Annotated in this window: 23 protein-coding genes and 1 pseudogene; 12 read left to right on the forward strand and 12 right to left on the reverse strand. The window is 71.5% G+C overall.

Going from position 1 to position 25,468, the window contains the following annotated elements:
- The first annotated feature begins 171 nt into the window (after positions 1-171).
- The 3 genes from C1I99_RS11675 to C1I99_RS11685 are packed head-to-tail and all read left to right on the forward strand — an operon-like array spanning position 172 to position 3,398.
- The gene (locus tag C1I99_RS11675; protein ID WP_111134238.1) at positions 172-1,131 is read left to right on the forward strand and encodes an ATP-binding cassette domain-containing protein; all 960 of its coding nucleotides are present in this window, start codon (positions 172-174) and stop codon (positions 1,129-1,131) included.
- A gap of 20 nt (positions 1,132-1,151) precedes the next feature.
- Positions 1,152-1,907 carry an ABC transporter permease gene (locus C1I99_RS11680; protein ID WP_111134239.1) on the forward strand — a complete coding sequence of 252 codons (756 nt, stop codon included), beginning with the start codon at positions 1,152-1,154 and terminating at the stop codon, positions 1,905-1,907.
- Positions 1,908-1,967: 60 nt separating this feature from the next.
- Positions 1,968-3,398: an MFS transporter gene (locus C1I99_RS11685; protein ID WP_111134240.1), complete on the forward strand. Its 1,431-nt coding sequence runs from the start codon at positions 1,968-1,970 to the stop codon at positions 3,396-3,398.
- A gap of 82 nt (positions 3,399-3,480) precedes the next feature.
- Here the strand turns inward: C1I99_RS11685 and C1I99_RS11690 are convergent, their stop codons facing one another.
- From C1I99_RS11690 to C1I99_RS11715, 5 genes are all read right to left on the reverse strand, one after another.
- Positions 3,481-4,134, reverse strand: a complete 654-nt coding sequence (locus C1I99_RS11690; protein WP_111134241.1) for an O-methyltransferase — start codon at positions 4,132-4,134, stop codon at positions 3,481-3,483.
- A 9-nt stretch (positions 4,135-4,143) separates the two neighbouring features.
- Positions 4,144-4,800, reverse strand: coding sequence for a Maf family protein (locus C1I99_RS11695; RefSeq protein ID WP_111134242.1), 657 nt, complete (start codon positions 4,798-4,800; stop codon positions 4,144-4,146).
- Positions 4,801-5,468: 668 nt separating this feature from the next.
- A complete protein-coding gene (locus tag C1I99_RS11700; protein WP_111134256.1) occupies positions 5,469-6,641 on the reverse strand; it encodes a S8 family serine peptidase in 1,173 nt (390 codons plus the stop codon).
- Between the two features lie 1,387 nt (positions 6,642-8,028).
- A complete protein-coding gene (locus C1I99_RS11710) occupies positions 8,029-8,490 on the reverse strand; it encodes a hypothetical protein (RefSeq protein ID WP_111134243.1) in 462 nt (153 codons plus the stop codon).
- A 143-nt stretch (positions 8,491-8,633) separates the two neighbouring features.
- The gene (locus C1I99_RS11715) at positions 8,634-8,846 is read right to left on the reverse strand and encodes an acyl-CoA carboxylase subunit epsilon (RefSeq protein WP_111134244.1); all 213 of its coding nucleotides are present in this window, start codon (positions 8,844-8,846) and stop codon (positions 8,634-8,636) included.
- A 91-nt stretch (positions 8,847-8,937) separates the two neighbouring features.
- Between C1I99_RS11715 and C1I99_RS11720 the strand changes: the two genes are divergently transcribed.
- Complete coding sequence (locus tag C1I99_RS11720; RefSeq protein ID WP_111134245.1) at positions 8,938-10,863, forward strand: serine/threonine-protein kinase; 1,926 nt, start codon at positions 8,938-8,940, stop codon at positions 10,861-10,863.
- Between the two features lie 131 nt (positions 10,864-10,994).
- Here C1I99_RS11720 and C1I99_RS11725 read toward each other — a convergent pair whose 3' ends face one another.
- Positions 10,995-11,750 carry a lysozyme gene (locus C1I99_RS11725; protein ID WP_111134246.1) on the reverse strand — a complete coding sequence of 252 codons (756 nt, stop codon included), beginning with the start codon at positions 11,748-11,750 and terminating at the stop codon, positions 10,995-10,997.
- A 316-nt stretch (positions 11,751-12,066) separates the two neighbouring features.
- On the opposite strand from C1I99_RS11725, the gene C1I99_RS11730 reads away from it, so the two are divergent.
- The 3 genes from C1I99_RS11730 (at position 12,067) to C1I99_RS11740 (ending at position 14,410) form a co-directional block, all read left to right on the forward strand.
- Positions 12,067-12,810 (forward strand): M50 family metallopeptidase, encoded by a 744-nt coding sequence (locus C1I99_RS11730; protein ID WP_111134247.1) that lies wholly within the window; start codon positions 12,067-12,069, stop codon positions 12,808-12,810.
- Between the two features lie 234 nt (positions 12,811-13,044).
- Positions 13,045-13,545 carry an RNA polymerase sigma factor gene (locus tag C1I99_RS11735; RefSeq protein ID WP_111134248.1) on the forward strand — a complete coding sequence of 167 codons (501 nt, stop codon included), beginning with the start codon at positions 13,045-13,047 and terminating at the stop codon, positions 13,543-13,545.
- Positions 13,538-14,410, forward strand: a complete 873-nt coding sequence (locus tag C1I99_RS11740; RefSeq protein WP_111134249.1) for a hypothetical protein — start codon at positions 13,538-13,540, stop codon at positions 14,408-14,410. Before C1I99_RS11735 ends, C1I99_RS11740 begins: the two co-directional genes overlap by 8 nt.
- 148 nt (positions 14,411-14,558) lie before the next feature.
- Here C1I99_RS11740 and C1I99_RS11745 read toward each other — a convergent pair whose 3' ends face one another.
- A complete protein-coding gene (locus C1I99_RS11745; RefSeq protein ID WP_111134250.1) occupies positions 14,559-16,142 on the reverse strand; it encodes an acyl-CoA carboxylase subunit beta in 1,584 nt (527 codons plus the stop codon).
- Between the two features lie 86 nt (positions 16,143-16,228).
- Between C1I99_RS11745 and C1I99_RS11750 the strand changes: the two genes are divergently transcribed.
- Both C1I99_RS11750 and C1I99_RS11755 read left to right on the forward strand, forming a co-directional pair.
- Positions 16,229-17,104 carry a biotin--[acetyl-CoA-carboxylase] ligase gene (locus C1I99_RS11750; protein WP_111134251.1) on the forward strand — a complete coding sequence of 292 codons (876 nt, stop codon included), beginning with the start codon at positions 16,229-16,231 and terminating at the stop codon, positions 17,102-17,104.
- A gap of 158 nt (positions 17,105-17,262) precedes the next feature.
- A complete protein-coding gene (locus C1I99_RS11755) occupies positions 17,263-17,835 on the forward strand; it encodes a PH domain-containing protein (protein ID WP_111134258.1) in 573 nt (190 codons plus the stop codon).
- Positions 17,836-17,953: 118 nt separating this feature from the next.
- On the opposite strand, the gene C1I99_RS11760 is transcribed toward C1I99_RS11755, so the two are convergent.
- Both C1I99_RS11760 and C1I99_RS11765 read right to left on the reverse strand, forming a co-directional pair.
- Positions 17,954-18,685 (reverse strand): GtrA family protein, encoded by a 732-nt coding sequence (locus tag C1I99_RS11760; protein ID WP_111134259.1) that lies wholly within the window; start codon positions 18,683-18,685, stop codon positions 17,954-17,956.
- Positions 18,686-18,748: 63 nt separating this feature from the next.
- Positions 18,749-19,282 carry a GtrA family protein gene (locus C1I99_RS11765; protein WP_111134260.1) on the reverse strand — a complete coding sequence of 178 codons (534 nt, stop codon included), beginning with the start codon at positions 19,280-19,282 and terminating at the stop codon, positions 18,749-18,751.
- A gap of 418 nt (positions 19,283-19,700) precedes the next feature.
- On the opposite strand from C1I99_RS11765, the gene C1I99_RS11770 reads away from it, so the two are divergent.
- The 3 genes from C1I99_RS11770 (at position 19,701) to C1I99_RS11780 (ending at position 23,839) form a co-directional block, all read left to right on the forward strand.
- Complete coding sequence (locus C1I99_RS11770) at positions 19,701-21,548, forward strand: phosphoenolpyruvate carboxykinase (GTP) (RefSeq protein WP_111134252.1); 1,848 nt, start codon at positions 19,701-19,703, stop codon at positions 21,546-21,548.
- A gap of 334 nt (positions 21,549-21,882) precedes the next feature.
- Entirely contained in the window at positions 21,883-23,037 is a 1,155-nt protein-coding gene (locus C1I99_RS11775) for a geranylgeranyl reductase family protein (RefSeq protein ID WP_111134261.1), read from the forward strand.
- 31 nt (positions 23,038-23,068) lie between these two features.
- On the forward strand, positions 23,069-23,839 hold the full coding sequence (locus tag C1I99_RS11780) for an isoprenyl transferase (RefSeq protein WP_111134253.1): 771 nt from the start codon (positions 23,069-23,071) through the stop codon (positions 23,837-23,839).
- A gap of 25 nt (positions 23,840-23,864) precedes the next feature.
- Here C1I99_RS11780 and otsB read toward each other — a convergent pair whose 3' ends face one another.
- The 3 genes and pseudogenes from otsB to C1I99_RS11795 all read right to left on the reverse strand — a co-directional run.
- On the reverse strand, positions 23,865-24,689 hold the full coding sequence (gene otsB, locus C1I99_RS11785; RefSeq protein ID WP_111134254.1) for a trehalose-phosphatase: 825 nt from the start codon (positions 24,687-24,689) through the stop codon (positions 23,865-23,867).
- Positions 24,690-24,786: 97 nt separating this feature from the next.
- Positions 24,787-25,140, reverse strand: a complete 354-nt coding sequence (locus tag C1I99_RS11790) for a hypothetical protein (RefSeq protein ID WP_111134255.1) — start codon at positions 25,138-25,140, stop codon at positions 24,787-24,789.
- 162 nt (positions 25,141-25,302) lie between these two features.
- Positions 25,303-25,468, reverse strand: a pseudogene (locus C1I99_RS11795) (transcriptional regulator); the annotation flags it as partial.

The raw sequence follows: 25,468 nt of genomic DNA on the forward strand, positions 1-25,468 counted from the left end.
GGGCTGGGAGGAGCGCCTGCCCCCTCAGGGCGCAACTGAATAATCAACGTTGACCATAAGAGCTATATCGCGTTAGCCTCTCGGGGTGCCCGGGGAGCACGCCGTCCGGCGGTGCCCCAGTGGGGCAGACCGACGGCCGGTCGCAGCCGGCCCGGACGACCAGGAGCAGAGATGATCGAGACCAAAGGGTTGCGGAAGTCGTTCCGCTCCCGGGCCGGTCGGGAGACGAAAACCGTCGACGCGGTACGCGGGGTCAACCTGCAGGTCGCCGAGGGGGAGATCTTCGGCTTCCTCGGCCCGAACGGCGCCGGCAAGACCACCACCCTGCGGATGCTGGCCACGCTGATCCAGCCGGACGGCGGGGATGCCACGATCGCCGGCGCCGACCTGCGCAAGGATCCGGGCGAGGTGCGCCGCCGGATCGGCTACGTCGCCCAGGGCGGCAGCACCTGGGACGAGTCCACCGCCCGCGAGGAACTCGTGCTCCAGGCCCGGATGTACGGCATCGGCAAGGCCGAGGCGCACCGGAGGGCCGCCCGGGCGCTGGACGCCTTCCAGCTCACCGAGTACGCCGACCGCAAGTGCAAGACCTACTCCGGCGGCCAGCGGCGGCGGGTGGAGATCGCCCTGGGCATCATCCACGAGCCGAAGATCGTGTTCCTGGACGAGCCCACCACCGGCCTCGACCCGCAGAGCCGGGCGCACATGTGGGACGAGATCCGCCGACTGCGCACCGACGGTATGACCGTCTTCATCACCACCCACTACCTGGACGAGGCCGACGCGCTCTGCGACCGGATCGCGATCATGGATCACGGTGAGGTGGTCGCGGAGGGCACCCCGGCCGAGCTGAAGCGGGAGATCTCGGGCGACGTGGTGCTGGTCGGGCTGGACGTTGCGGCCACCCCGCAGGCCGCGCAGGTGCTCGACGGCGAGCCGTACGTCAACAAGCTGGAGACCGCCGACGAGGGCGGGCTGCGGCTCTACGTCGACGAGGGGGCGACGTCCATCCCGCAGATCCTGCGCCGGCTGGACACCGCCGGTCTCACGCTCGCCTCCATCGAGCTGCACCGTCCCAGCCTCGACGACGTCTTCCTCACCAAGACCGGCCGCTCGCTGCGCGAGTCCTGACCTCCACCCGGAGAGATCTCATGAAACTCGCCCGTGACACCTGGCTGATCTTCCAGCGCCAGCTGCAACTGCTGCTGCGCAACCCGGTCTGGGTCTTCGTCGGCGTCTTCCAGCCGGTGATGTACCTGCTGCTGTTCGCCCCGCTGCTCAAGCCGGCGCTGAACGCGCCCACCCAGGCGGAGGCGTACAAGATCTTCGTGCCCGGCCTGCTGGTGCTGCTGGCCATCTTCGGCGGCCTGTTCCAGGGCTTCGGCCTGATCGCCGAGCTGCGCGCCGGCGTCATCGAACGCTCCCGGGTCACCCCGGTCAGCCGGCTCGCCCTGCTGCTCGGCCGCTCGCTGCGCGACGTGGTGTCGCTGGTCGTGCAGGCGGTCATCATCACCCTGCTCGCCCTCCTGTTCGACCTGCGCGTCTTCATCGGCGACCTGCTCCTGGCGTACCTGATGCTCGCCCTCATCGCCCTGATGACCTCGGCCGTCTCCTACGGCGTGGCGCTCAAGGTCAAGAGCGAGGACGCACTGGCCCCGCTGATGAACACGGTGGCCCATCCGGTGCTGCTGCTCTCCGGCATCCTGCTGCCGCTGACCTTCGCCCCCGGCTGGCTGCAGGGCATCGCCGAGTGGAACCCGTTCTCCTGGGCCGTCGACGGCACCCGGGCGCTCTTTGCGGGCGAACTCGGCGACGACAAGGTCTGGCAAGGGCTGACCATCATCGCGGTACTCGCCGCGGCCGGCGTCTTCTGGGCCGCCCGGCAGTTCGCCCGCAGTGTCCGCTGAACCAGAGACCTGCCTCTCACCGGGGCGGGGCCGGCGCCGTGCGCTTGTAGCGTCAGGCGGGTGCCCCGCCTCACCCGTGACCGGATCACCTGGCTGACCTACGCCCAACTGGGCCTGTGGGGCTTCTTTCTGTACGGCTTCGGCCCGGTCGTCCCGCTGCTGCGTGACGAACAGGGCACCTCGGCGGCGGTCGCCGGCCTGCACAGCACCGCCATCGCCGTCGGCGCGCTGCTCGGCGGCGCGCTGTTCGCCCCGCTGGCCCGCCGGATCGGCCGAGGCCCGGCGATCTGGACCGGCCTGGCCGGGGTGGCGGCCGGCGTCAGCGCCTTCGGCGCGCTGCACGCCCTGCCCGCCACCCTCACCGCGGTTGCACTGACCGCCACCTTCGGCATGATGGTGATCAGCGGGGTGAACGTGGTGCTGACCGGCCGGCACGGTCCGGCCGCGCCGGCCGCGCTGAGCGAGGCGAACGCCGCCTGCGCCGGCATGGGGATCCTCGCCCCGCTGGTAATCGGTGCCAGCGTCGACAACGGGTGGGGCTGGCGGCCGGTGATGGCCGTCGAGGTCGGCCTGATCACGCTGGTCGCGCTCGCCGCCCTGACCTTCCGGGTACGCATGCCGCATGCCGCCCCCGCTGCCGCGGCCCACGGCCCGACGGACGTCGTCCCGATCGCGCAAGCGGACAGCGTCCCGGCTGTTGTGGCCCGGGACGGCCCGGCGGACGCTGTCCTGGTCGCGCAACCGGACAGCGTCCTGGCAGCGGCGCGGATCCCGGCTGCTGCGGCCGGGCGGGGACCGGCGTCGGATTCCGCCTCGGCTGCCGCCGGCCCGGCCGACACCGGTACGCCCGGTGGCCCGGCAGGCACTGCCACCGACGGCAACCCCTCGCTGCCCGCCCCCACCGGGCCGTTGCCGTGGGCGTACTGGATCGCCTGGACGCTGATGGCGGTCACCGGGTCGATCGAGGTGTGCCTGTCACTGTGGACCGCCGACGTGCTCCGCACCCACGCCGGGATGGCCGCCGGCAGTGCCGCCGCGGCGGTCGCCGCGATCGTCTGCGGGATGTTCGTCGGTCGGCTGGTCGGCGGCCGGATCGCCCTCCGCCACCGGCCTGTCCCGCTGCTACTCGCCGCGCTCGGTGTGTCGCTGGCCGGGTTCGCGCTGTTCTGGCTGGCGCCGGTCGGCTGGCTCGCGGTCACCGGCCTGGTCGTGCTCGGCCTCGGCAACGCCCTGCACTACCCGCTGGCCATCTCCATCGCGCTCGCCGCCGCCGGGCCGGCCGCAGACAAGGCGGCCGGCTGGGCGTCGTACTCGATGGGCGTCGGCTTCGGGATCGCGCCGGTGGCGCTGGGTCGGGTGGCCGACGGGGTGGGGCCACACCTGGCGTTCCTGCTGCTGCCGGGCTTCATCGCGGTGGCCGCGGTGCTCGCCGCCCGCCTCGGACGCGCCCTGCGCGCGCCGCACCCGGCCGGCGAGCACGCCCCCGCCTGACGGCGACAGGGCAGTCCTCGCCCCGGCCTGATGGTGACGGCGGCGGCCGCATCGGAGTGATCAGCCCGCCGCCGGGGCGGGGTCAGCGCACCCGGGCGAGGGTGAGGCCGTCGGCGATCGGAAGCATCACCGCGTCCACCCGGACGTCCGCGAGGACCTCGTCGTTGAACGCCGCGATGGCGCGGTCGTCCGCGTCCTGCGGGGCGATCACCCGCCCGCCGCGGAGCACGTTGTCGACCGCGATCACCCCGCCGGGGCGCATCCGCGGCACCAGCTCCGACCAGTAGATCGGGTAGCCCGTTTTGTCGGCGTCGATGAACGCGAAGTCGATGTGCCGGTCGTACGGCAGCTCACGCAGCGTCTCACCGGCCGGGCCGATACGCAGCTCGATCCGGTCGGCCACGCCCGCGCGCGCCCAGTACCGCCGGGCGATGCCGGTGTACTCCTCCGAGATGTCGAAGCAGGTGAGCCGCCCACCCTCGGGCAGGCCCCGGGCGATCGCCAGCGACGAGAGGCCGGTGAACGTACCGACCTCCACCGCCCGCCGAACCCCCAGCAGCCGGGTGAGGAAGGTCAGGAACGCCGCCTGCTCCGGCGCCACCTGCATCTGCGCGTCGCGCGGCAGGGCGGCCCGGGTCTCCTCGGCCAGATCACGGATGATCTCGTCGGGTGGCGACCCGTGCGCGACCAGGTACGCGTGCAGCTCCTCGGTGAGCGGGATCGATTTGGTGGTCATGATCGGACGCTAGCCGAGCCGTTCGACCGACTGGTTGCCGGGCGCGACCTTCGTCCAGAGGTCGGTGATCCGCAGGTCCAGCTCGGTGAGGAGGCGGCGCAGCAGCGGCAGCGACAGCCCGATGACGGTGCCCGGGTCGCCCTCGATCCGCTCCACGAACGGCCCGCCCAGCCCGTCGATGGTGAACGCGCCGGCCACCGCGAGCGGCTCACCCGTGCCCACGTAGGTGGCGATCTCGTGGTCGCTGACATCGGCGAAGTGCACCACCGTGGACGCGACCGCCTCGGCCCGCCGGCCCTCGCCGACGTCGATCAGGCAGTGGCCGCTGTGCAGCACGCCACTGCGCCCTCGCATCCGCTTCCATCGGCGGGTCGCGTCAGCCGCGTCAGCCGGCTTGCCGAGGATCTCACCGTCGAACTCCAGCACCGAGTCGCAGCCGATCACCAGCGTCCGCTGGTCGTCGTTCGGGCGTAGTCGGGTGAGCGCCGCCTGCGCCTTGAGCCGGGCCAGCTCCCGGCAGAGCTCCTCGGCCCGGTCGGCAACCACGAGAGACTCGTCGACGCCGCTGACCAGCACATCCGGTTCGATCCCGGCGGCTTGGAGCGTCTTACGGCGGGCGGGGCTCGCCGAGGCGAGCACGAGGCGGAGAGGCATGGAGTCAGGCACGTCGCCGACGTTACCGGCTGACCTCTCGTAAGGGGCTCTGCCGCGCCTCTCCGGCCACGCTGCGCCCTGCTCCGTGTCGCTGACGCGGCCACCCTGAATTACGCCCTTGCCTCGCTTCCCCGCGCGAACGGCCCGCGCTTCCCCGCCGGTTGCTCCACACCTTTGGGTGCGTCTGTTGTCGCCCCAACGACAACAGACGCACCCAAAACCGCCGGACCCCGGTGCCACCGGCGGTGTGGTCAGGCGGAGGGTCGCGATGGCGGCCGCTGGTACGTGCGTTGGCGTGAGGCCGAGGCGGCCTGGCGGGATCAGTGCAGCGGGTCGGGTCGCAGGAGCGAACACATCGGGCGGGCGGGCGGCCAGGAGACATCTGCTGCTCCAGCGTGCCGCCTCCCGAAGCCTGCGAACAGCGCTGACGAACCTCCCGATCTTCTTCGCCGTCGTCTCGGCACTGATCCTCCTCGCAGGGCAGGTGACCGGGGGCATTGGTTCCCTATTCGCACCCTCATCGCTGCCGGCGCTCTCGCCGTCAGGCTCGTACGCCTCGCGATGCAGCGGCCGCACGGCGGCTCCTGATCGTCGCCGCATCTCCGGGTGATCGGCATGGCCGGCACTCATGACCTCGTGACGCGTCCCGCAGTACAAGGCCAGCCCGGAGGGCGGAGTCGTCAGCGGCTGATTCGGGGAGGCGGGTCGTCGCCACGCCGGCGCTTGCGGGCCACCACCACCCATGTCACGCCGGCTGCCACGATCACTCCAAGCGTCGCCCAACCTCTGACGGTGGCCCCTGAGTCTCCGTCGCCGGGCTTGGTTGCCGTCGGCGTGCTCAATGTGATGTGAGTCGATGCGCTTGCAGTTGCGGTCTCGATACCCAGAGGCGGAACGTCCGCAGTCAGCGCTGCTACCAGATCAACGACGCCGTAGCCGTACTCGTCGTCCCGCCCGGGGGGCCCTTTGTCGATGGCGGTTGCCGTCAGCCGGTGTGCCACTTCGGACGCGGGCAGGTACGGGTACTTGGACCGAATCAGGGCCGCCGCTCCGGCAACGATGGCTGTGGAGTCGGAGGTACCGGTGCCCTTGCGGTACTTGCCGTCGATGCTCGTACTGTAGATGTCCACGGCTGGCGCGACCACATCCACCTCTGGTCCGGTAACCGATACCGCAGCATGGTTGCCGGCGCGATCAATCCCTCCAACTGCAATCGCGCCGGGCTCGCTTGCAGGGTAGCTAACCTTCTGGTCGAATGGCAGGTTGCCGACCCCAGCAACCACGATCACATCTGACGCAAGCGCTGATCTGACTGCTTGGCGTAGGCGAGGAGTCGAGCCTCCCCCACTAGAGATGCTGATGATGTCCGCGCCCTTTGATACCGCATATTCGATGCCTTGAGCGAGGATATCGGGTTCGCCCTCCCCATTGGGTGGAGAATCTACTATGGGCAGAATCTTTGCTGCTGGCGCAATGCCCAGAGCGCCCACCCCTCCGCTCTGGCCGTGCGCCGCAATGAGTCCGGCCATACCTGTTCCATGACCATTCCCATCTCCCTGCCCGTCGCCGTTCCCATCAGGAACCAGATCAGTTCCAGCCAACAGATTTCTGCTGAGATCGCGATGTGGGTATACGCCGGTATCGGGCACTGCAACAATGACCCCTTGGCCTTGGGAAATCTGATGTGCGGCGTCAATCTTCAAGTAGTGAAGATGCCATTGCTGCTCGCGGATCCCACCGACATTCTGTCGAACTTTCTCGATCTGTTGTGGGGTGACATCGACCGGCAATATTGTTATCGGCGTTGTTGTCGAGAGAAAGATCCCTAAAATGAACCGAATTGGGTGTGCCATCACCGTTTCAAGCCGATGGCCGGACCGGGGTCGATCGGGCCCTCCTCATCGGGAGGCTGGACTACAGGAGGTACGCCTTTATCTGTTTCCCAAGGGTGGTTCGGGTCCCAGTGGGACGGTTCTTCCGCACTTCGTTCCCGACGCCCCTGCATGCTGGAAACTCCGTCCGCCGTCCCAGATCCCGCCGCTCCAACCCAAGGACCCCCAACGAACGGCGGCATGCCGTGGGCAAATCCCAAACCTCGACTTCCCCCGGGCCGGGAGCCAGCGCCACCCGATGGGGCGGTGCCCGCTCCGCCACCCCCGATTACGCCGCCGATGGGGTTCACCCGTCTCGGTGTGTTGCCTGCGCCGGGTTGCCCGAGCCCCGACCCGGGAACTCCCCCAATCAAGCCGCCAGGAGGCATTGGCCGGGGTTTCGCTGGTTGCGGAGCGTGAGGCTGGACGCCTGCGGATCCAGCGACCGATCGGCTAACCTGCCCCGGCAGGCCACGCACGGGACCAGACCCGCCTGGCCGGCTTATTCCGGTTGAGGGCGGGGGTACCCCGAGTCCCGGCGATGGATTGGGTGACGCAGCCGGCGTGGTACCAGGCAGCTTCGGGTTGGTCGGGGCTGGCGCCAGGCCAGTGCCAGTCCCGCCCAAGACCGGTCCAACGCCAGGTGCCGAAGGGAGCGGCACTGATCGAGCGGTGGTCCCGGATCGGGTAATGGAGGGCGTATTTCGGCCCGTCGCTAGCGGCACCGGCACAACGGGTGGAATAACTGGGGCTTGGGCGCTGGCTGTGCCATAGTCCGCTGAGCTGCCGTCCACCTTGGGTTTCATATGTGGGGGTTGGCGGAGCATTACCTGGGCGTGATGGAGTTCGCCGCTGAGGCCGTACATGATGCCGCGCGCCTGGACGTTGAGCCGTTCCAGGTCGTCGTCGGTTACCGGTCGATCGGGCACGCGGCTGCCCATGGCCGCCTTGGGGTCCGCCATCGTCGCCTCGTACGCCTGCTTCTGCTGGAGCTTGACGGCGTACTCCTCGTAAATCTTCTTGAGCTCGGCGCGGGTGGTGCCGATGGCCTGGGTGGCGGCGGAGAGCGCGGTGTAGTTGGTGGCCGCCGCGTCGTGGGTGCGCTGCACCTTGTCGATCAGCTCGTCCAGTTCGGCCAGGTACGCGCGGGCGGCGGCGTTGGTCTCCGGTGGCCATGCCTCGGCGAGGCCGCGGCGGTATTCCTGGAGCCGGCTCAGGTGGGTCTGGGCGAGGTCGCAGACCTTGCGCCAGCCGGCGACCTGCTTCCAGTGGTTGGTGGTGTCGTGGTCCTGCAGGCAGGCCCACATGCTCGCCACGTCCATCAGGCGCCAGTCGGTGAGGCCGGTCGTCCGGCCGCTGCCCCGTTCGATCACGGCAGCACCACCGGCTCCGGCCCGGTCTCCGGCCCGGTGGGATCGTGGAGCACCGGCGACGGACCGGTCGGCGTGGCAGCGGTCGGGTTCGCCAGTGCCCGTTGGACGTCGACCACCCGGGCGGAGGAGAAGGCGTCGGAGTTCGCGTAGCGCTCGGCGACGGTGCCGGCGGCGGCGGCCAGGTGGCCGGTGACGCCGCGTACGCCCCAGACCATGTCGGCGGTGGCCTGCTGGGTCTCGTGGTGAGCGCGGAGGAAGTTGACCAGCTCGATGAACGCGTCGGCGGGGTTGGGCAGTGGCGCCTTCATGTCCTCGGCGATGTACGGCAGGTGGGGGGCGTAGTTCCGGTCCACCTCGGCCTGGAGCTTGTCGGCGAACTCGCGTAGCCGGCGGATGTCGGCCTCGATGCCGCCGTAGCCGCGGAGCCAGGACGCTGGGTGGTCCTCCTCGGGGATCATCGGCTCTCCCTATCCGTCACCGCACGGTTTCCCTGAGTGAGGTTAATGGGTACGCGACGATGGCGGCAGCCCCAACCGGCTTCCGGCGGACGTCCGGCGTCCCGGCGGGGGCATGGAGCTGCGGCGACCCGTACCGGAAATGCTCAGCGGGGCAGACCGGAGGCGCGCCAGGCGCCGGGGCCCGCGGCGTGGGCCGCGCCGGCCGGTCGCGCGCTGCGCGCCCACGCGGATCCGGCGACGGGTGCGGGCGCGGCGGCCGGCCGGGACCGGACGGCGATCGCACCCACCAGCGCGGCCAGCTCCTCGGCGGTCGGTACGCCGCGGACGACCCGGAACAGCGGCTCTTCGGCAGACATGACGTCAGGGTACGCGGTCCGAACTTGACCTTCGCCGCACCGTGGCGTGCCGGCGATGTGACTGTCGTGGCCGCCGGGTACCGTCGGGGCGATGTCCAACGCGCTACCCCAACTCGTCGCTGACCGATACCGGCTCATTTCGCCGCTCGGTCAGGGGGGCATGGGTCGGGTGTGGAAGGCGCGCGACGAGGTGCTGCACCGGGACGTGGCGATCAAGGAACTGGTCCCTCCGCCCAGCCTCACCGACGACGAGCGCCGCGAAATGCGCGAACGTTCGCTGCGGGAGGCGCGGGCGATCGCCCGGCTCAACCACATCAACGTGGTCCGCATCTTCGACGTGCTCCGCACCGACGGCGACCCGTGGATCGTCATGGAATACGTGCCGTCGAAGTCGTTGCAGGACACTCTCGCCGAACAGGGGCCGGTGTCCCCGGCCCGCGCGGTGGAGATCGGCCTCGGCGTGCTGGGCGCGTTGAAGGCGGCGCACAAGGCCGGCGTCATGCACCGCGACGTCAAGCCGGGCAACGTGCTGCTCGGCGACGACGGCCGGGTGGTGCTGACCGATTTCGGTCTCGCCACCATCCCCGGCGACCCGAACGTCACCCGCACCGGCATGGTGCTCGGCTCCCCGGCGTACATCGCACCGGAGCGGGCCCGCGACGGCACCGCCGGGCCGGAGGCCGACCTCTGGTCGCTGGGCGCCACCCTCTACGCCGCGGTCGAGGGCAAGTCGCCGTACGCCCGGCCGTCGGCGATCGCCACCCTCGCGGCGCTGGCCACCGAGCCGCTGCCGCCGCCGAAGAACGCCGGCCCGCTCAAGCCGGTGCTCAACGGCCTGCTGCGCAAGGACCCGGAGGAGCGGATCACCGCCGAGGTGGCGGAGCGGCTGCTGCGCCGCGCCGGCGGCAAGCGGGCCCGCAGAGTCCCGCTGCTCGACGGCGTACGCCGGCCGGGGCCGAACGGCCCGCGCGAGCCGCGCCCGCCGCTGGTGCCCGCCCCCCGTCCGGCGGAGGGGCGGCCCGAACCGGTCACCCCGCCGGCTCCGCGCGCGCCGCAGGCGGCCACGGCTGCCGCCGTAGCCGGCGCGGCCGCTCCCGATGCCGCCACGGCCGAGGGGGCGGCCACGTCGGACGCCGCGCCGACCGCGATGGTGCCGGCCACCGCGTCCACCGCGGACAGCGATCCGACCACGAAGCTTGACGGGCCGCGTCCGGCCGCCGACGACCCGAAGAGCGACCAGGCGGAGCCGGCGCCGGGGAGCCCGGCCACGGCGATGCTCGCCGCGCCCGTGAGCCCGGCGTCCGGGCGGCCCGCCGCGCCCACCGACGGCACCCGGCCGGGCGTCACCCGGCGCACCGTGCTGATCGGGGTGGTGGTCGCGCTGCTGCTGCTCGGGCTGGTGGTGGTCGTGCCGCTGCTCGGCGGCGGTGACGGCGAGGACGACCCCCGGCAGACCGGGCCGACCGCCGCCGGCACGACGGAGGCTCCGCAGACCTCGGCGCCGGCGACGCCGCCGACCAGCGTCGCCCCCAGCCCCACGCCGTCGGCCGGTGCCTCCACCGACCCGAACGCGCTGCCGGCGGGCTGGCGGCTGCACCGGGACCCGGCCGGCTTCGCGCTGCCGTTGCCGCAGGGCTGGGTGCGCCGGAGTGCCGGCGCCAACACGGTGGTCTTCGACGAGCCCAACGGGGTGCGCGAGCTGCTCGTCCAGTGGACCGACACGCCGAAGCCGGACGCGTACGCCGACTGGAAGAGAATCGAGCCGGGCCGCAAGAACCTCGTCAACAACTACGAGTACCTCAGCATCGAGCGCTGCGACTACTACAAGACCTGCGCCGACTGGGAGTGGCGGGAGACCCGCGACGGCACCCGCATCCACGTCCGCAACCGCGGCTTCGCGACCGCCCGCAACCGCGGCTACGCGCTCCGCTGGGAGGTCGCCGAGAAGGACTGGCAGGCGAACCTGCCGAACTTCGACCTCATCGCCGGCCGGTTCGTGCCCGACCGCAAGGACTGACCTGCGGGATTCGCGCCGCCGCGCGATGGCTCGCATCCCCTGCGCCGGGCGGGGCGGCAGCGGGGCCAGCTGTCGACCGTACGGGTGACAGCCGGTCCCGCTGCCGTCAACTGCTTCCAAGCGGCTCAGGCTCAGGCGGTGTTGTTGGCCAGCGCGATCAGCCGGCTGCGGTCACCGTTCCAGTAGTTGCGGTCGACGTTGCCGCTGATGCCGGAGACGCTGCCGGTGCTGGTGTACTGCCAGAAGCTCCAGAACGGCGCGCCGGCCGGCAGGGTGCCGGGCGAGCTGGCCCAGCGGGCGATCCAGAGCGGGTGGTTGCCCCACGGGCCGCCCCAGCTGCCGGTGCACTGGTTCCACCAGCTGGTCGTCGTGTAGATGACCGCGTAGCGGCCGGTGCGGGAACGGTAGGTGTTGAGGAAGTCCTGCACCCAGCTGCGCATCCCCGACGTGCTCAGGCCGTAGCAGTACCCGCCGGAGTAGGGGTTGGCCTCGAGGTCCAGGGCCGCGGGGAGGGTGCGGCTGTCGGCCGACCAGGCGCCGCCGTTGGAGGCCAGGTAGTTCGCCTGGGTCGCGCCGGAGGAGATGTTGGGCCGGGCGAAGTGGTACGCCCCGCGGATGACGCCGGCGTTGTAGGCGGCCACGTAGTTGGTGTTGAACCTGGGGTCCTTGTAGCTGGTGCCCTCGGTGGCCTTGATGAAGGCGAACTGGATGCCCGCGTTGCGGACGCTGGTCCAGTTGATGGTGCCCTGGTAGTGGGAAACGTCGATGCCAGGGACGGTGGCCGCGGCCGCGGGGGTGGCGGTCGCGACGAGTGCCGCCGCCGCGGTGGCGAGGACGGTGAGGCCGCTGGCGAGCAGCCGGCGCAGCGGTGATGTGGTACGGGTCATGGATGCCTCCAAGGACGCCGGTGATTGACGACCATCTTTGGAGATAACTGTCCATGAGCGCAAGTCCCCCTAAAGAAACTTTCATGACGGGCACGCGGCGAGCCGGTGTCGGCGAGCTCAACGCGATCGGGGGTGTGCTCGGCGGAGGGACGCGGGTTCGATCTGCCAGCGGAGCGGGTCGGTGACGCTCAGCACCTCGCCGGCCGGGTCGACGCCGAGACGTACGTCCCGCTCCGGTCGCCACCCGGTCAGCATCACCCGCTACGGGCCGACGGCCGTGGAGTGACCCGGATCCGAGCCGGTAGGCTCGCGCCCCATGGTGTCGATCGACGGGCTGACCGACCTCTGGGAGAGGCTGCTCGGAGCGCAGCCCGACCCGCCGCCGTTGCTGGTGCTGCTGACCGCCGTGGTCGCCCTGGTGGTGGTCTCCACCCGGCTGCCCTGGCGGATCGCCCGTAACGCGATCACCATCGCCCACGAGGGCGGCCACGCGCTGGTCGCCCTGCTCACCGGCCGCAAGCTGCGCGGCATCCGGCTGCACTCGGACACCTCGGGGCTGACCCTCTCCGCCGGCCGCCCCACCGGGCCCGGCATGATCCTCACCCTGCTCGCCGGCTACCTGGCTCCGCCGCTGGTCGGCCTCGCCGGCGCCTGGCTGCTCGGCGGCAACCGGATCACCCTGCTGCTCTGGGTGGCCGTGGCGCTGCTGCTGGCCATGCTGGTCATGATCCGCAACGTCTTCGGGGTGCTCTCCCTGCTGGTCACCGGCGGGGTGGTGCTCGCCGTCTCCTGGTACGCCACGCCGCAGGTGCAGGCGGCGTTCGCGTACACCGGGGTGTGGTTCCTGCTGCTCGGCGGGGTGCGGCCCGTGGTCGAGCTGCAACGGCTGCGCTCCCGGGGGCGGATGCCGGCGTCCGACGCCGACCAGCTCGCCGGGCTCACCCCGCTGCCGGCCTTCTTCTGGGTCACCGTCTTCGCCCTGGTCAACCTGGCCACCCTCGTCGCCGGCGCGCTGCTGCTCGCCGGCCCGATGCTCACCGACACCGGCCTCACCGGCTGACCAACGAACGGGCCGGCGCGGTACGCGACCATCGGAGCACGAGCGGCCGGCGGCACCGGCGTACGACTGGCACAGGCCCGCCCACGACGTGACCCTGGCCCGCGACCGTGCACCGCAGGGGCATCCCCCGCCGGCCGCAGCCGCCCCCGAACCGGCGAAAATCATCGGCTGACCGGGGCAACCGCCGGCCCCGGTCGGCGCGTGTCCCCTGCGAACCACGGGGGGAGGTAGCAGGTGCCGGACGTCGACGGGTTCGACGAGTTCTACCGCGGCAGCCGGCAACGGCTGCTCGGCTTCGTCTACGTGCTCACCGGCGACCTCGCCGAAGCCCAGGACGCCGTCCAGGAGGCGTACATCCGGGCCTGGCAGCGCTGGTCGACGGTGGGTGGGTACGAGGATCCGGAGGCGTGGGTGCGGGTGGTGGCGAGCCGGATCGCGGTCAGCCGGTGGCGCAGCCTGCGCAGCCGGGCCCGCGCGTACCTGCGGCACGGCGTCGCCGAGAGCGTGCCGGGGCCGGGCACCGACACCGTGGAGGTGGTCGCCGCGCTGCGCCGGCTGCCGGAGGAGCAGCGCACCGCGATCGCGCTCTACTACCTGCTCGGCATGCCCGTCGCCGAGGTGGCCCGGCAGACCGAGGCCCCGGTGGGCACGGTCAAGGCCCGACTCTCCCGGGGGCGCACCGCGCTCGCCGGGCTGCTCGCCGTCCACGATCTGGAGGAGGCCGCCGATGCGTGACGACATCGCCTTCGTCGAGCAGATGTACCGGGACCTGCGAGCCGTCCACTGGCCCGAGCCGGAGGAGATCCGGGCCCGCGCCCGCCGGCGCAACCGGCGTACGGCGGTGGGCGCAGCGACCCTCGTACTCGTCGTGGTCTCCGGCGCGGTGGCCGTCGTCGGCCGTCACCCACGACCCGCCCCGCCGGCGGTCGCCGCCTTACTCCCGGCGGCGTCCAGCACCCCGGCGCGGACGGAAATCTCCCGGGACGCGTTGGTGCAGCCGGGTGACCTGCCGGCGCAGACCGGAGCGCCGCTGGGCGAAGCGGGACTCGGCGAGCCGGTCCGTGTCGCCGACACGCTGCTGTACTGCCACACGCTCCAAGGCCTGACCGGCGACTGGGAGTCCTCGCGCTACTCGCGCTCGCAGACCCTGCTCCGCGAGCGCCCGGCCGGCACCGAGCACGGACCCGCCGACCTGGTGTTGAGCCAGGACGTCTACCGGGTCACGCCGGAGGTCGCCGGCCGGGTCTTCGCCGGCATCGACAAGATGCTCGGGCCGTGCGCCCGGTGGCGCTCCACCGGCCCGGCGCAGTGGCAGGGCCGGGTCGTCGAGGTCGAGGTGGTCCACCGCTGGGAGGCGGCGGACCGCAACTTCGCCGGTGACGAGGCGGTGCTGCTGAGGCACACGATCAGCAGGGCCCGCGACCCGAAGACCGGGAAGACCTTCGGCGAGGAACCGAAGCCGGAGAGCACCGTTGTGGTCCGGGTGGGGGATCTGGTCACCGTGGTCAGGCTCGGCCGTGGCGGCACGGAGCCCGAACTGCGCCGACTGGCCGGCGTCGCCGCACACCGAATGTGCGCCGCGGCCAACCCGCCCTGCTGACCCGCCCCGGCCCCGCAGACCTCCATGCAACCTCAGGGAGACGGTGGCCCCCCGAGGCCGGCTTGGAGGGGACACCTTCCCTGACGTTGCGCAGATCTCGCCTGCGGCGCGGACGGCGCGCCGCGGACAACTCGGTGACGCCGGCCGCCTAGAGGGGGATGTTGCCGTGCTTCTTCGGGGGGAGGGTCTCCCGCTTGGTGCGCAGCACGCGTAGCGCGCGGACGATCTGGGTGCGGGTCTCGTGCGGCGGGATCACCGAGTCGACATAGCCTCGCTCGGCGGCGATGTACGGGTTGGCCAGGGTGTCCTCGTACTCGGTGATCAGCCGGGCGCGCAGGGCGGCCGGGTCGTCGGCGGTGGCCAGCTCCTGCCGGTGGAGGATGTTCACCGCACCCTGCGCGCCCATCACCGCGATCTGTGCCGTCGGCCAGGCGAAGTTCAGGTCCGCGCCGAGGTGCTTGGAGCCCATCACGTCGTACGCCCCGCCGTACGCCTTCCGGGTGATGACGGTGACCTTCGGAACGGTGGCCTCGGCGTACGCGTAGATGAGCTTCGCGCCGCGGCGGATGATGCCGTCCCACTCCTGGCCGGTGCCCGGCAGGAAGCCGGGCACGTCCACGAAGGTCAGTACCGGGATGTTGAACGCGTCGCAGGTGCGGACGAACCTGGCAGCCTTCTCGGAGGCGGCGATGTCCAGAGTGCCGGCGAAGTGCATCGGCTGGTTGGCCACCACGCCCACCGGGCGCCCCTCGACCCGGCCGTAGCCGATGACCAGGTTCTGCGCGTAGAGCGGCTGGACCTCCAGGAACTCGCCGTCGTCGAGGACGTGCTCGATCACCCGGTGCATGTCGTACGGCTGGTTGGCCGAGTCCGGGATCAGCGTGTCCAACTCCCGGTCCTCGTCGGAGATGGCGAGGTCGGCGGGGGCGTCGTAGACGACCGGTTCGTCGAGGTTGTTCGACGGCAGGTACGACAGCAGCGCCTTGACGTAGTCGATCGCGTCGTCCTCGTCCGTGGCGAGGTAGTGTGCGTTGCCGCTGCGGGTGTTGTGGGTGCGGGCGCCGCCCAGCTCCTCCATCGCCACGTCCTCGCCGGTGACGGTCTTGATGACGTCCGGGCCGGTGATGAACATGTGCGAGGTCTGGTCGACCATCACGGTGAAGTCGGTGACCGCCGGGGAGTACACCGCGCCGCCCGCGCACGGGCCCATGATCAGGGAGATCTGCGGGATCACCCCGCTGGCGCGGACGTTGCGGAAGAAGATCTCGCCGTAGAGGCCGAGCGAGGCGACGCCCTCCTGGATGCGTGCGCCGCCGGAGTCGTTGATGCCGATGACCGGGCAACCGGTCTTCATGGCCAGGTCCATCACCTTGACGATCTTCTCGCCGAAGACCTCGCCGAGGGAGCCGCCGAAGACCGTGAAGTCCTGGGCGAAGACGCAGACCTGCCGGCCGTCGATGGTGCCGTAACCGGTGATCACCCCGTCGCCGTACGGGCGGGTCTTCTCCAGGCCGAAGTTGGTCGACCGGTGCCGGGCCAGCTCGTCCAGCTCGATGAAGGAGCCCTCGTCGAGCAGCAGCTCGATGCGTTCCCGTGCGGTCTTCTTGCCCCTCGCGTGCTGCTTCTCCACCGCGCGCGCCGACCCGGCGTGCACCGCCTCGTCGACCCGTCGCTCCAGGTCCGCCAGCTTGCCCGCGGTGCTGTGGATGTTGATCCCGGTCTCGGTAGTCACCCAGGGAATATAACGATGGTTCAGGCTTCCGCCGCTGTGCAGTACACCTCAGTATCCGCCGTCGGCGCGGCCCGTAGGCTGGCGGGATGCCGGGCTCCCCGTACACCGATCTGGACCGCCCGCCGCTGTCGGCGGTGCGGTTGCGGCGCGCGCTGGTCGCCCCGTACGGCCCGTGGGCCCGGCTGGAGGTGCGGGCCGAGACCGGCTCGACCAACGCCGACGTGGCCGAGGCGGCCCGGGCCGGCGAGCCGGAGGGCCTGGTCGTGGTGGCGGAGCGGCAGACCGCCGGGCGGGGTCGGCGCGGCCGGGCCTGGCAGTCGCCGGCCCGGGCCGGCATCGCGACCAGTGTGCTGCTGCGGCCCGGCGAGGTCGGCGCCGGCCGCGGCTGGCCGCCGGCACCGGCGGCGGCGTACGGCTGGCTGCCGCTGCTCGCCGGCGTGGCGCTGGTCGAGGCGGTCGCCCGGCTCGCCGAGCTGGACGCCGCGCTGAAGTGGCCGAACGACCTGCTGATCGGCGACGCCAAGTGTGCCGGGATCCTCGCCGAGGCGGTGCCGGGTGCCGCGCCGGGACAGCCGCCGGCGATCGTGCTCGGTATCGGCCTGAACGTCACGCTCCGCGCCGACGAGCTGCCGGCGAACCCGACCGGGCTGCCGGCGACCTCGTTGCAGCTGGCCGGTGCGGCGGCCATCGACCGGGACCCGCTGCTGCGCGCGCTGCTGCGTTCGATCGCCGACTGGTACGCCCGCTGGCGCGCCGCGGGTGGGGACGCGGTGGCCAGTGGCCTGCGCGACGCCTACCTGGCGGCGTGCGCCACGGTGGGCCGGCAGGTGCGGGTGCTGCTGCCCGGCGGCGGCGAGGTGACCGGCACCGCGACCGGCGTGGACGCCGACGGTCACCTGGTCCTCGCCACCGCTGCCGGCGAACACCACCTGGCCGCCGGCGACGTCCTCCACCTCCGCTGACCCCCACCCCTCGTCGGCGATCTCGCACTTCCTGCCCGGCATGAAGGGCCGGCCGACAGTGCGAGGTCGTGGGGGTGTGGGTGCTGGCCGCGTGGCGGATCCCGTCGGGCGGTGCGGGGCGTTACGGTCTGCGCGTCCCGTTTCGCGAGGAGGTTCCCGTGGCGTTCCCCGATGACGTGCTCACCGAAGACGAGCATGTCGTGTTGCACCTGCACCCGCACTGGAAGGCCCTGGTCCGGCCGGTCGCGGTGGTGGTGCTCGCCGTCGCGGCGGTGGTGGCCGGCGTGGTCCTGCTGCCGTCCGGCGGGGGTGGCTCGATCGCGCTCGCCGTCATCGGCGGGTTGGCCCTGGTGGCGGTGCTCTGGCTGGCGCTCTGGCCGTTCCTGGTCTGGCGTACCACCCACTACCTGTTCACGAACGAGCGGGTGCTGCTCCAGGAGGGCGTGCTCTCCCGGGATCGGCGGGACATCCCGCTCACCCGGGTCAACGATCACGCGATGAACCAGCGGTTCGTCGAGCGCCTGCTCGGCTGCGGCACCCTCACCATCGAGTCCGCCGGTGAACGGGGCCAGTCGGTGCTGCACGACGTCCCGAAGGTCGGCCAGGTCCAGACCAAGCTGTACGAGCTGGTGGAGGCCCACCACGACAAGCACTCCCTCGGTGAGGGCGAGATGCGTGAGGTCCTCGCCGACCTGCACGAGGGCAAACCCCTCCGCGACCCCACCACCTGACCCCTCGCCACCCCGTCTCCGGGTTGATCAGAGGTTTGCGTCAGGAACCCCGCTTCCGGCGACGCGAACTTCTTGATCAGCCGGGGATGGGGTGCGCGCAGGGTGGTCCTGTGGTGGCTCAGCGGCGGGGAGTGCGGCGGGTGGTGGGCTGCAACCCGGCGGCGAGTTCGGCCTCCAGCTCGCGGTCGAGGGAGCGGGCCAGCTCGGCGTCGAGCGGGACCGGGCGGCCCTGCACTGGGGCGCTGGGCGGGCCGAGGGCCGGCGCGTGACCGGCTGCCCGCCGGTCGCCGGCCGGTGGCGGCTGGGCCTCCTCCAGTTCGGAGACCGACTCGGCCAGTTCGGCCACCGGGTCCATCTCGGCCATGGTGTCCCACTCGTCCCGCGGGATGCTGTGCCAGGTCGCTTGGGCCTCGGCGGGAGCCGGTTGGAAGACGAAGGTCCGGTACGACCAGAACCGGAAGAGCGTGGCGAGCAGCACGCCCCCGGTCTTGGCGCCGTTCAACGCCAGCAGGCTGGTCACGCCCAGGCCGTACTTGGCGGCGGCCAGCACACCCAGCTCGATGAGCAGGCCGGCGCCATTGAAGAGGAAGAACAGGGCGTATTCGCGCCGCATGGCTGACTTGGGGCGGTCGCGGTACGTCCAGTGACGATTCATCAGATACGACGTGATCGTCGCCACGATGGTCGCGACGACCGTCGCCTTCAACTGACCGTCGACAAAAACGGTGAGTGCCAGGGCATTGAACACGGCGTAATTGATGACGGTGTTGACGCCGCCGACGATGCCGAATTTGAGCGCCTCGTGGATGAACTTCTGCCAGCGCTCAGGCAGCAGACGGACAAGACGCATGCGGAACACCTTAGGGCAGTAGGCGGGGCCGGGAGGTTCCGGCCGGACGAGGTGGGCGGCAGGTCACGCCCCGTGGTCTCGGTCGTGCTTCACTTCCCGAACAGGCGGGGTTCCCGCTTCCACGAAGACGAATCGTCGGTACGACCAGAATCGGAACAGGGTCCCGAGGCCGGTGCCGACGATGAAGCTGGCGATGTTGTCGGCCAGCGGGGTCTGGAACACCCCGGGCCACATGCTGCCGAGCCCGTAGCGGCTGATGGCCAGGCAGGCCACCGCGATGCCCAGCCCGACTCCGTTGAAGAAGAAGAAGAGCGCGTACTCGCGGGCCGGGTGGGAGCGCTTGCGGTGCCGCCACGTCCAGAACCGGTTGCCAAGGAAGGCGAAGGTCGCCGCGATCACCGTCGAGATGGTCTTCGCGGTGACCTGCTCCACGCCTCGCACGCTCGTCAGGTAGTTGAAGAGCGTGAAGTCGATGAGGAAGGCGACCCCACCCACGGTGGCGAACTTGCTCAGTTCGCGGACGAGGTGACCGAACCGGTCGACCAGTGTGCGGACCAGACCCGGTTGGGTCTGCCGGGAGCCTGGCTCCCCGGTCATCGTCGCGGCCACGTCGCGAGCCTACCGGCTGCGAACACCCGGTACGGGTAGCAACGGCGAGCGGCGTCGGCGGGTACGGCGTCGGTGAGCAGAGCGTAACCGGCCGAGCGGGAACCGGGACGGGTTCCGCGGTATCGGCCGGGAAGTCGGATCCGGCCGGGGAGAACCTTCGGGCCCGGCGGGAGTTCCGGGGTTCCCCACAGGATTTGCGTGAAACTGCGCGGGAAAGCGGGTATTAGCTCGTGATGCCGCAGCGTGGCCGTACCTTGTGCAGTTCTTCACAACCAGTACCACTGACTCGCGAGGTCCACCGGTTTACGCTGAGCCCAATCCCAGGTTTCCACGAAGGCGACGCATCGCGGCGCCGAGACTCGTGCATCCCATAGACCGGTCAGCGTCGACCATAAGGAGATGTGTCATGGTTGCTCCGGCTACCGTTCGGGGTATCGATCAAGCCCCGACGTCCCACCCCAAACTGCTCGCCTGGGTCCGTGAGGTCGCGGAACTGACCACCCCCGACCGGGTCGTCTGGGTGGACGGGTCCGAGGAGGAGTGGCGTCGCCTCACCGACGAACTCGTCGACGCCGGCACCCTGATCCGGCTCAACCCGGAGAAGAAGCCCAACTCGTTCTACGCGCGGACGGACCCGACGGACGTCGCCCGGGTCGAGGAGCGCACCTTCATCTGCTCGGTGGACGAGGCGGACGCCGGTCCCACCAACAACTGGATGGCGCCGGCCGAGATGAAGCGGACGATGACGGAGCTGTACCGCGGCTCCATGCGTGGGCGCACCATGTACGTCATCCCGTTCTGCATGGGGCCGGTCGAGGCCGAGAACCCGATGTTCGGCGTGGAGATCACCGACAGCCCCTACGTGGTGGCCTCGATGCGCATCATGACCCGGATGGGCGCGAAGATCCTCGAAGCCATGGGCGACGACGCGGACTTCGTGCACGCCCTGCACTCGATCGGCGCCCCGCTCGCCCCCGGTCAGCAGGACGTGGCGTGGCCGTGCAACGAGACCAAGTACATCTCGCACTTCCCGGAGACCCGGGAGATCTGGTCGTTCGGCTCCGGGTACGGCGGCAACTCGCTGCTCGGCAAGAAGTGCTACTCGCTGCGGATCGCCAGCGTGATGGGGCGTGACGAGGGCTGGCTCGCCGAGCACATGCTGATTCTCAAGATCACCTCCCCGGAGGGTCGGGTCTACCACATCGCCGGCGCGTTCCCGTCGGCCTGCGGGAAGACCAACCTGGCGATGCTGGAGCCGACCATCCCGGGCTGGAAGGTCGAGACGATCGGCGACGACATCGCCTGGATGCGGTTCGGCCAGGACGGCCGCCTCTACGCGGTCAACCCGGAGTACGGCCTCTTCGGTGTCGCGCCGGGCACCGACTGGAAGACCAACGCCAACGCGATGCGGACGCTGGAGCGCGGCAACTCCATCTTCACCAATGTGGCCCTGACCGACGACGGGGACATCTGGTGGGAGGGCATGGGTGAGCCCCCTGCGCACCTGATCGACTGGAAGGGCAACGACTGGACGCCGGGGAGCGAGAACCTCTCCTCGCACGCGAACAGCCGGTTCTGCACCCCGATCACCCAGTGCCCGATTCTCGCCGAGGACTACTACGACCCGAACGGCGTGCCGATCGACGCGATCCTCTTCGGCGGTCGCCGCCGGGACACCGTCCCGCTCGTCACCGAGGCCCGCGACTGGGTGCACGGCGTCTACATGGGCGCCACGCTCTCCTCGGAGACCACCGCCGCCGCCTCCGGCGCGGTCGGCGTGGTCCGCCGCGACCCGATGGCGATGCTGCCGTTCATCGGTTACCACGGCGGCGACTACTTCCGGCACTGGATCGAGATGGGCAAGGGCGTCGACGGCGACGAGTCCAAGCTCCCGAAGATCTACTACGTCAACTGGTTCCGCAAGGACCCGGAGGGCAACTTCCTCTGGCCAGGCTTCGGCGAGAACTCCCGGGTGCTGAAGTGGGTCGTCGAGCGGATCGAGGGCCGCGCCGAGGCGGTGGAGACCCCGATCGGCCTGGTCCCGGCGCAGGACGCGCTGGACGTCGAGGGTCTGGACATGACCCCGGAGGACGTCCGGATCGCGCTGAAGGTCGACCCGGAGGAGTGGCGCCGGGAACTCCCGCTGGTCACCGAATGGTTCGAGAAGTTCGGCGACAAGCTGCCGGGCGTCCTCTGGGCCGAGCTGGACGCGCTGCGCGCCCGGCTCGACGCGGAGCAGCCGCAGCGGGTGTGAACCACGCCTGATCCGGGCAGCAACGGATCCATGAGGACGGCCGCCGAAACCCCAAGGTCCGGCGGCCGTCCGCCGTCCGGGCGCTGGCCGCGCTGCTCATGATGACGGCTGCGGGCACGTCGTGGCCGAGTGATCCGGTACCTTCGGCGGTCCGTCCCGTCCCCGCCCGGCCACGCCTGCGGGGACGCCGCCCAGAGGCGCTGTGCACGCCGTCGAGCTGCCCCGAGCCGGCACGGGAGAGGAGGGCCGGCACGCCGGGGTGCGGCAGCGGCGATCGTGCGCCGGCGCGGGAGAGGATGAGCGGTGGGAGCCGTCGCACCGGGCGGGCGGCTGGATGGGCGACGCGGTGAGCGACGAGTTCGACGTGGTGGTGGTCGGAGCCGGGCCGGCCGGGTCGGCGGCCGCGCTGGCCGCTCGGCGGCTGGGCGCCGACGTGCTGCTGCTGGACCGGGCCGAGTTTCCCCGGGACAAGGCGTGCGGCGACGGGATCGCGGCGCACGCGCTGGACGTGCTGGTTGAGCTGGGAGTGCCGGATGCGGTGGCCGGCTACCTTCCGCTGCCGGCGTTGCGCCTGGTCGGCCCGGCTGGCGGCGCGGTGGCCCGGGCGCTGCCGCGTCCCGCGTACACGGTGCCCCGGGCGGTCTTCGACGCCCGGCTGGTGGCGGCGGCGGTGGCAGCGGGTGTGCGGCTGCGCCGGCACACGGTGCGCCGGGTGGAGGCCCGCGCCGACCGGGTGGTGCTCGACGGCGAGCTGGCCGCGCGGGCGGTGGTGGGCGCGGACGGGGCCGGCTCCGTGGTCCGCCGGGCACTCGGGCACCGGGTCAACCCCGACCGCCACCTGGCGCTGGCCATCCGGGGGTACGCGCCGGCCCTGCCCGGCCCACCCGAGCAGCTGATCGTCACGTCGGCGGCGCGCTGGCCGGCGTACGCCTGGTCGTTCCCGATCGGTGACGGCCGGGCGAACGTCGGGTACGGGGAGGTGCTGCGGGGCGAGCCGCTGACCCGGGCCCACCTGGTGGACCGACTCGCCGCACTGCTGCCCGGCACCGACCCGGCCGCGGTGGCCGACCTGCGCGCCCACCACCTGCCGCTGTCGACGCACCGCCCGCCGCCCGGCCGGGGTCGGGTGGTGCTCGCCGGGGACGCGCTCTCGTTGATCAACCCGTTCACCGGCGAGGGGATCTTCTACGCCCTGCTCTCCGGCGCGCTGGCCGGCGCGGCGGCCGCCGGTGCACCCGAGCACGCGGCCCGGCGGTACGCCGAGGCGCTGCGCCGCCGGCTGGGCGTACACCTGCGGCACAGCTCCCTCGCGGCCTGGCTGGCCCGACGGCGCCGGGTGGTCGACGCGGCGGTCGTCGCGGCCCGCCGGGACGACCGGGTCTACCGGACGGTGGTCGAGCTGGGGCTCGGCGACGGGCGGCTGGACGTCCGCACGCTCCGAATGATCGGCATCGGTCTGTCGGCGCGGGATCGGCCTCCGCGGGGGTGATCCGCCGGGCGGGTCGCTACGCTGCAAGGTGATGAAGCTGCGGGACCTTGTCTATTCGGTGTACGAGCGTCGGCTGACGGCCAAGCTCGCGGGCAAGCCGGTGCCCCGGCACGTCGGTGTGATGTGCGACGGTAACCGTAGGTGGGCCAGGGAGATGGGCTTCGTCGATCCGAACGACGGGCACCGGGTGGGCGCCGCCAAGATCAAACATGTGCTGGGCTGGTGCGACCAGGCCGGCATCGCCCACGTCACGCTCTATCTGCTGGCCACCGACAACCTGCGCCGGCCGGCCAGCGAACTCGACCCGCTGCTGCAGATCATCGAGGACCTGGTGGTCGAGCTGGCCGAGGAGGGCAACCCCTGGCGGCTGCGCATGGTGGGCGCGCTCGACCTGCTGCCGGCGCAGACCGCCACCGCGCTCAAAGCGGCCGAGGAGCGCACCCGCGAGCGCAGCGGTGGGGCGGAGGTCAACATCGCGGTGGGCTACGGCGGCCGGCGCGAGATCACCGACGCGGTGCGTTCGCTGCTGCTCGAGCACGCGGCCTCCGGCGGCACGATCGAGGAACTGGCCGAGGTGCTGGACGTCGAACACATCGCCGAGCACCTCTACACCCGCGGCCAGCCCGACCCCGACCTGGTCATCCGCACCAGCGGCGAGCAGCGCCTCTCCGGCTTCATGCTCTGGCAGTCCGCGCACTCGGAGTTCTACTTCTGCGAACTCAACTGGCCGGACTTCCGCCACATCGACTTCCTCCGCGCCCTGCGCTCGTACGCCAACCGGCAACGCCGCTACGGCGCCTGACCCCGGGCCGCGCCCCCGTGCGCGCTCAGGTGAGGTGGTGGACGGCTTGGGTGAGGAAGTCGCCGAGGGCGGCGGGGGAGTCGATGGTGAGGTCGGCGGCCTCGGCCACCTCGTGGCCGGTCTCCGGGTTGGCGACGGCGACGCAGACGCCGAAGAAGTCCGGGTCGGCCGCGGCCCGGGCGCGCAGCGCCGCGAAGGCCTTGATGTCGGAGACGTCGTCGCCGAAGTACCAGGCGCCCTCGGCGTCCCGGACCACCTCGTCGATGACCATGCCCTTGTCCCGGTCCACCGGGGGCTTGAGTTCCAGCACCATCCGCCCGGCCTGGACCCGCAGCCCGAGCCGCTCGGCCTGCGCGCGGCCCCACTCCTCGACCGTCGTGCCGAGCCCCGGGGCGGTACGCCAGTGCAGCGCGACGGAGAGCCGCTTGTACTCCACCAGGGTGCCCGGCGGCAGCTCGGCCCGGGCCAGGTCGGCCAGCTCCGCCATGGTCGGCACCCAGGGCAGCGCCGTGGGCTCGGTGACCGTCGCGCCGCCGGAGTGGCTGTGCTCCAGGCCGTACAGGCCGTACAGGTCGACGCCGGCCAGCCCGCCGAGGTGATCCCGGAGGAACTCCACCGGCCGGGCGGAGACGATCGCCACCCGGCGGACCACCGGGGCGAGCGCCTCGATCGCGGTGAGGACCTTCGGCGCGGGCCGGACCGCGGTGGGATCGTCGTCGACCGGCGCCAGCGTCCCGTCGAAGTCGAAGAAGAGCACTGTTCCGGCCGCCCGCCCGGCAGTGGTGCGCCAGGCGTGGTCGGCGTCCAACGGAGTCCTCGGCTGTGGGTTGCCCAGATTCAACGGCGGCACGCGCGACAGCGTACCCCGGCGGCGAGGGCTCAATCCCGGTCGTCAGGCGGCACCGCAACCGGGCGTAAGCCGGGTGCGGTGCGGGCGGTGTGGTGGGTCAGCGTTCGGCGGCCCCACGTCCCCGGCGCCCGAACGGCACGACGGCCGCCTCCTGGCCGTGGCTGAGCAGGTAGCCCTCCACGAACCCGGTGTTGCGGTCGCCGGTCTGCGCCTCGATCTCGTTCAGCCGGGCCACCAGGAACTCGGTGAGCGCGCTGACCCGGTCGTTGAGCCGGTCGTGCAGCTCGGCGACCACGGCCAGGACGACCGCCGTGCCGGCGGCGGTGAGCGCCATGAGGTTGACGAGCAGGGGAAGCTGCCCGCCGTCGACCGCGAGGGTCACCGCGTTGCCGGTTCCGCACAGTGTCAGCGACACGGTGGCGACCACGACTGCCAACCATTTCAGGGTCATGGACAGACCCCTCCTTCTGTCCCGCAGGGCTGGGTTCGGCCTTGTCCCGTCCCCCCGCCGACGACGAGCCCAAGCAGTACGAATACGGACGCTAGCGTGCCCGTTCCGGCCCCGGAGCGAAACGAATGAGTCTGACCTGCCGTTCTTTCGCCATCTGAGGAACTAGCCGGCCTGTTTGCCCCGCTTTCGGGCGCCGACTGGCAAAGTGGGGCGGTATGCGAGGTAACGGATGGTCTCCCGGATGTGGAACTTCTCCGCGTCCGAGACGTTCGGGTCGACCAGCCTGCGCAGCAGCGCCTCCACGTCGGGGTCCATCGGGGGTGGGGCC

This window comes from Micromonospora deserti (assembly GCF_003236335.1).
Taxonomy (GTDB): domain Bacteria; phylum Actinomycetota; class Actinomycetes; order Mycobacteriales; family Micromonosporaceae; genus Micromonospora; species Micromonospora deserti.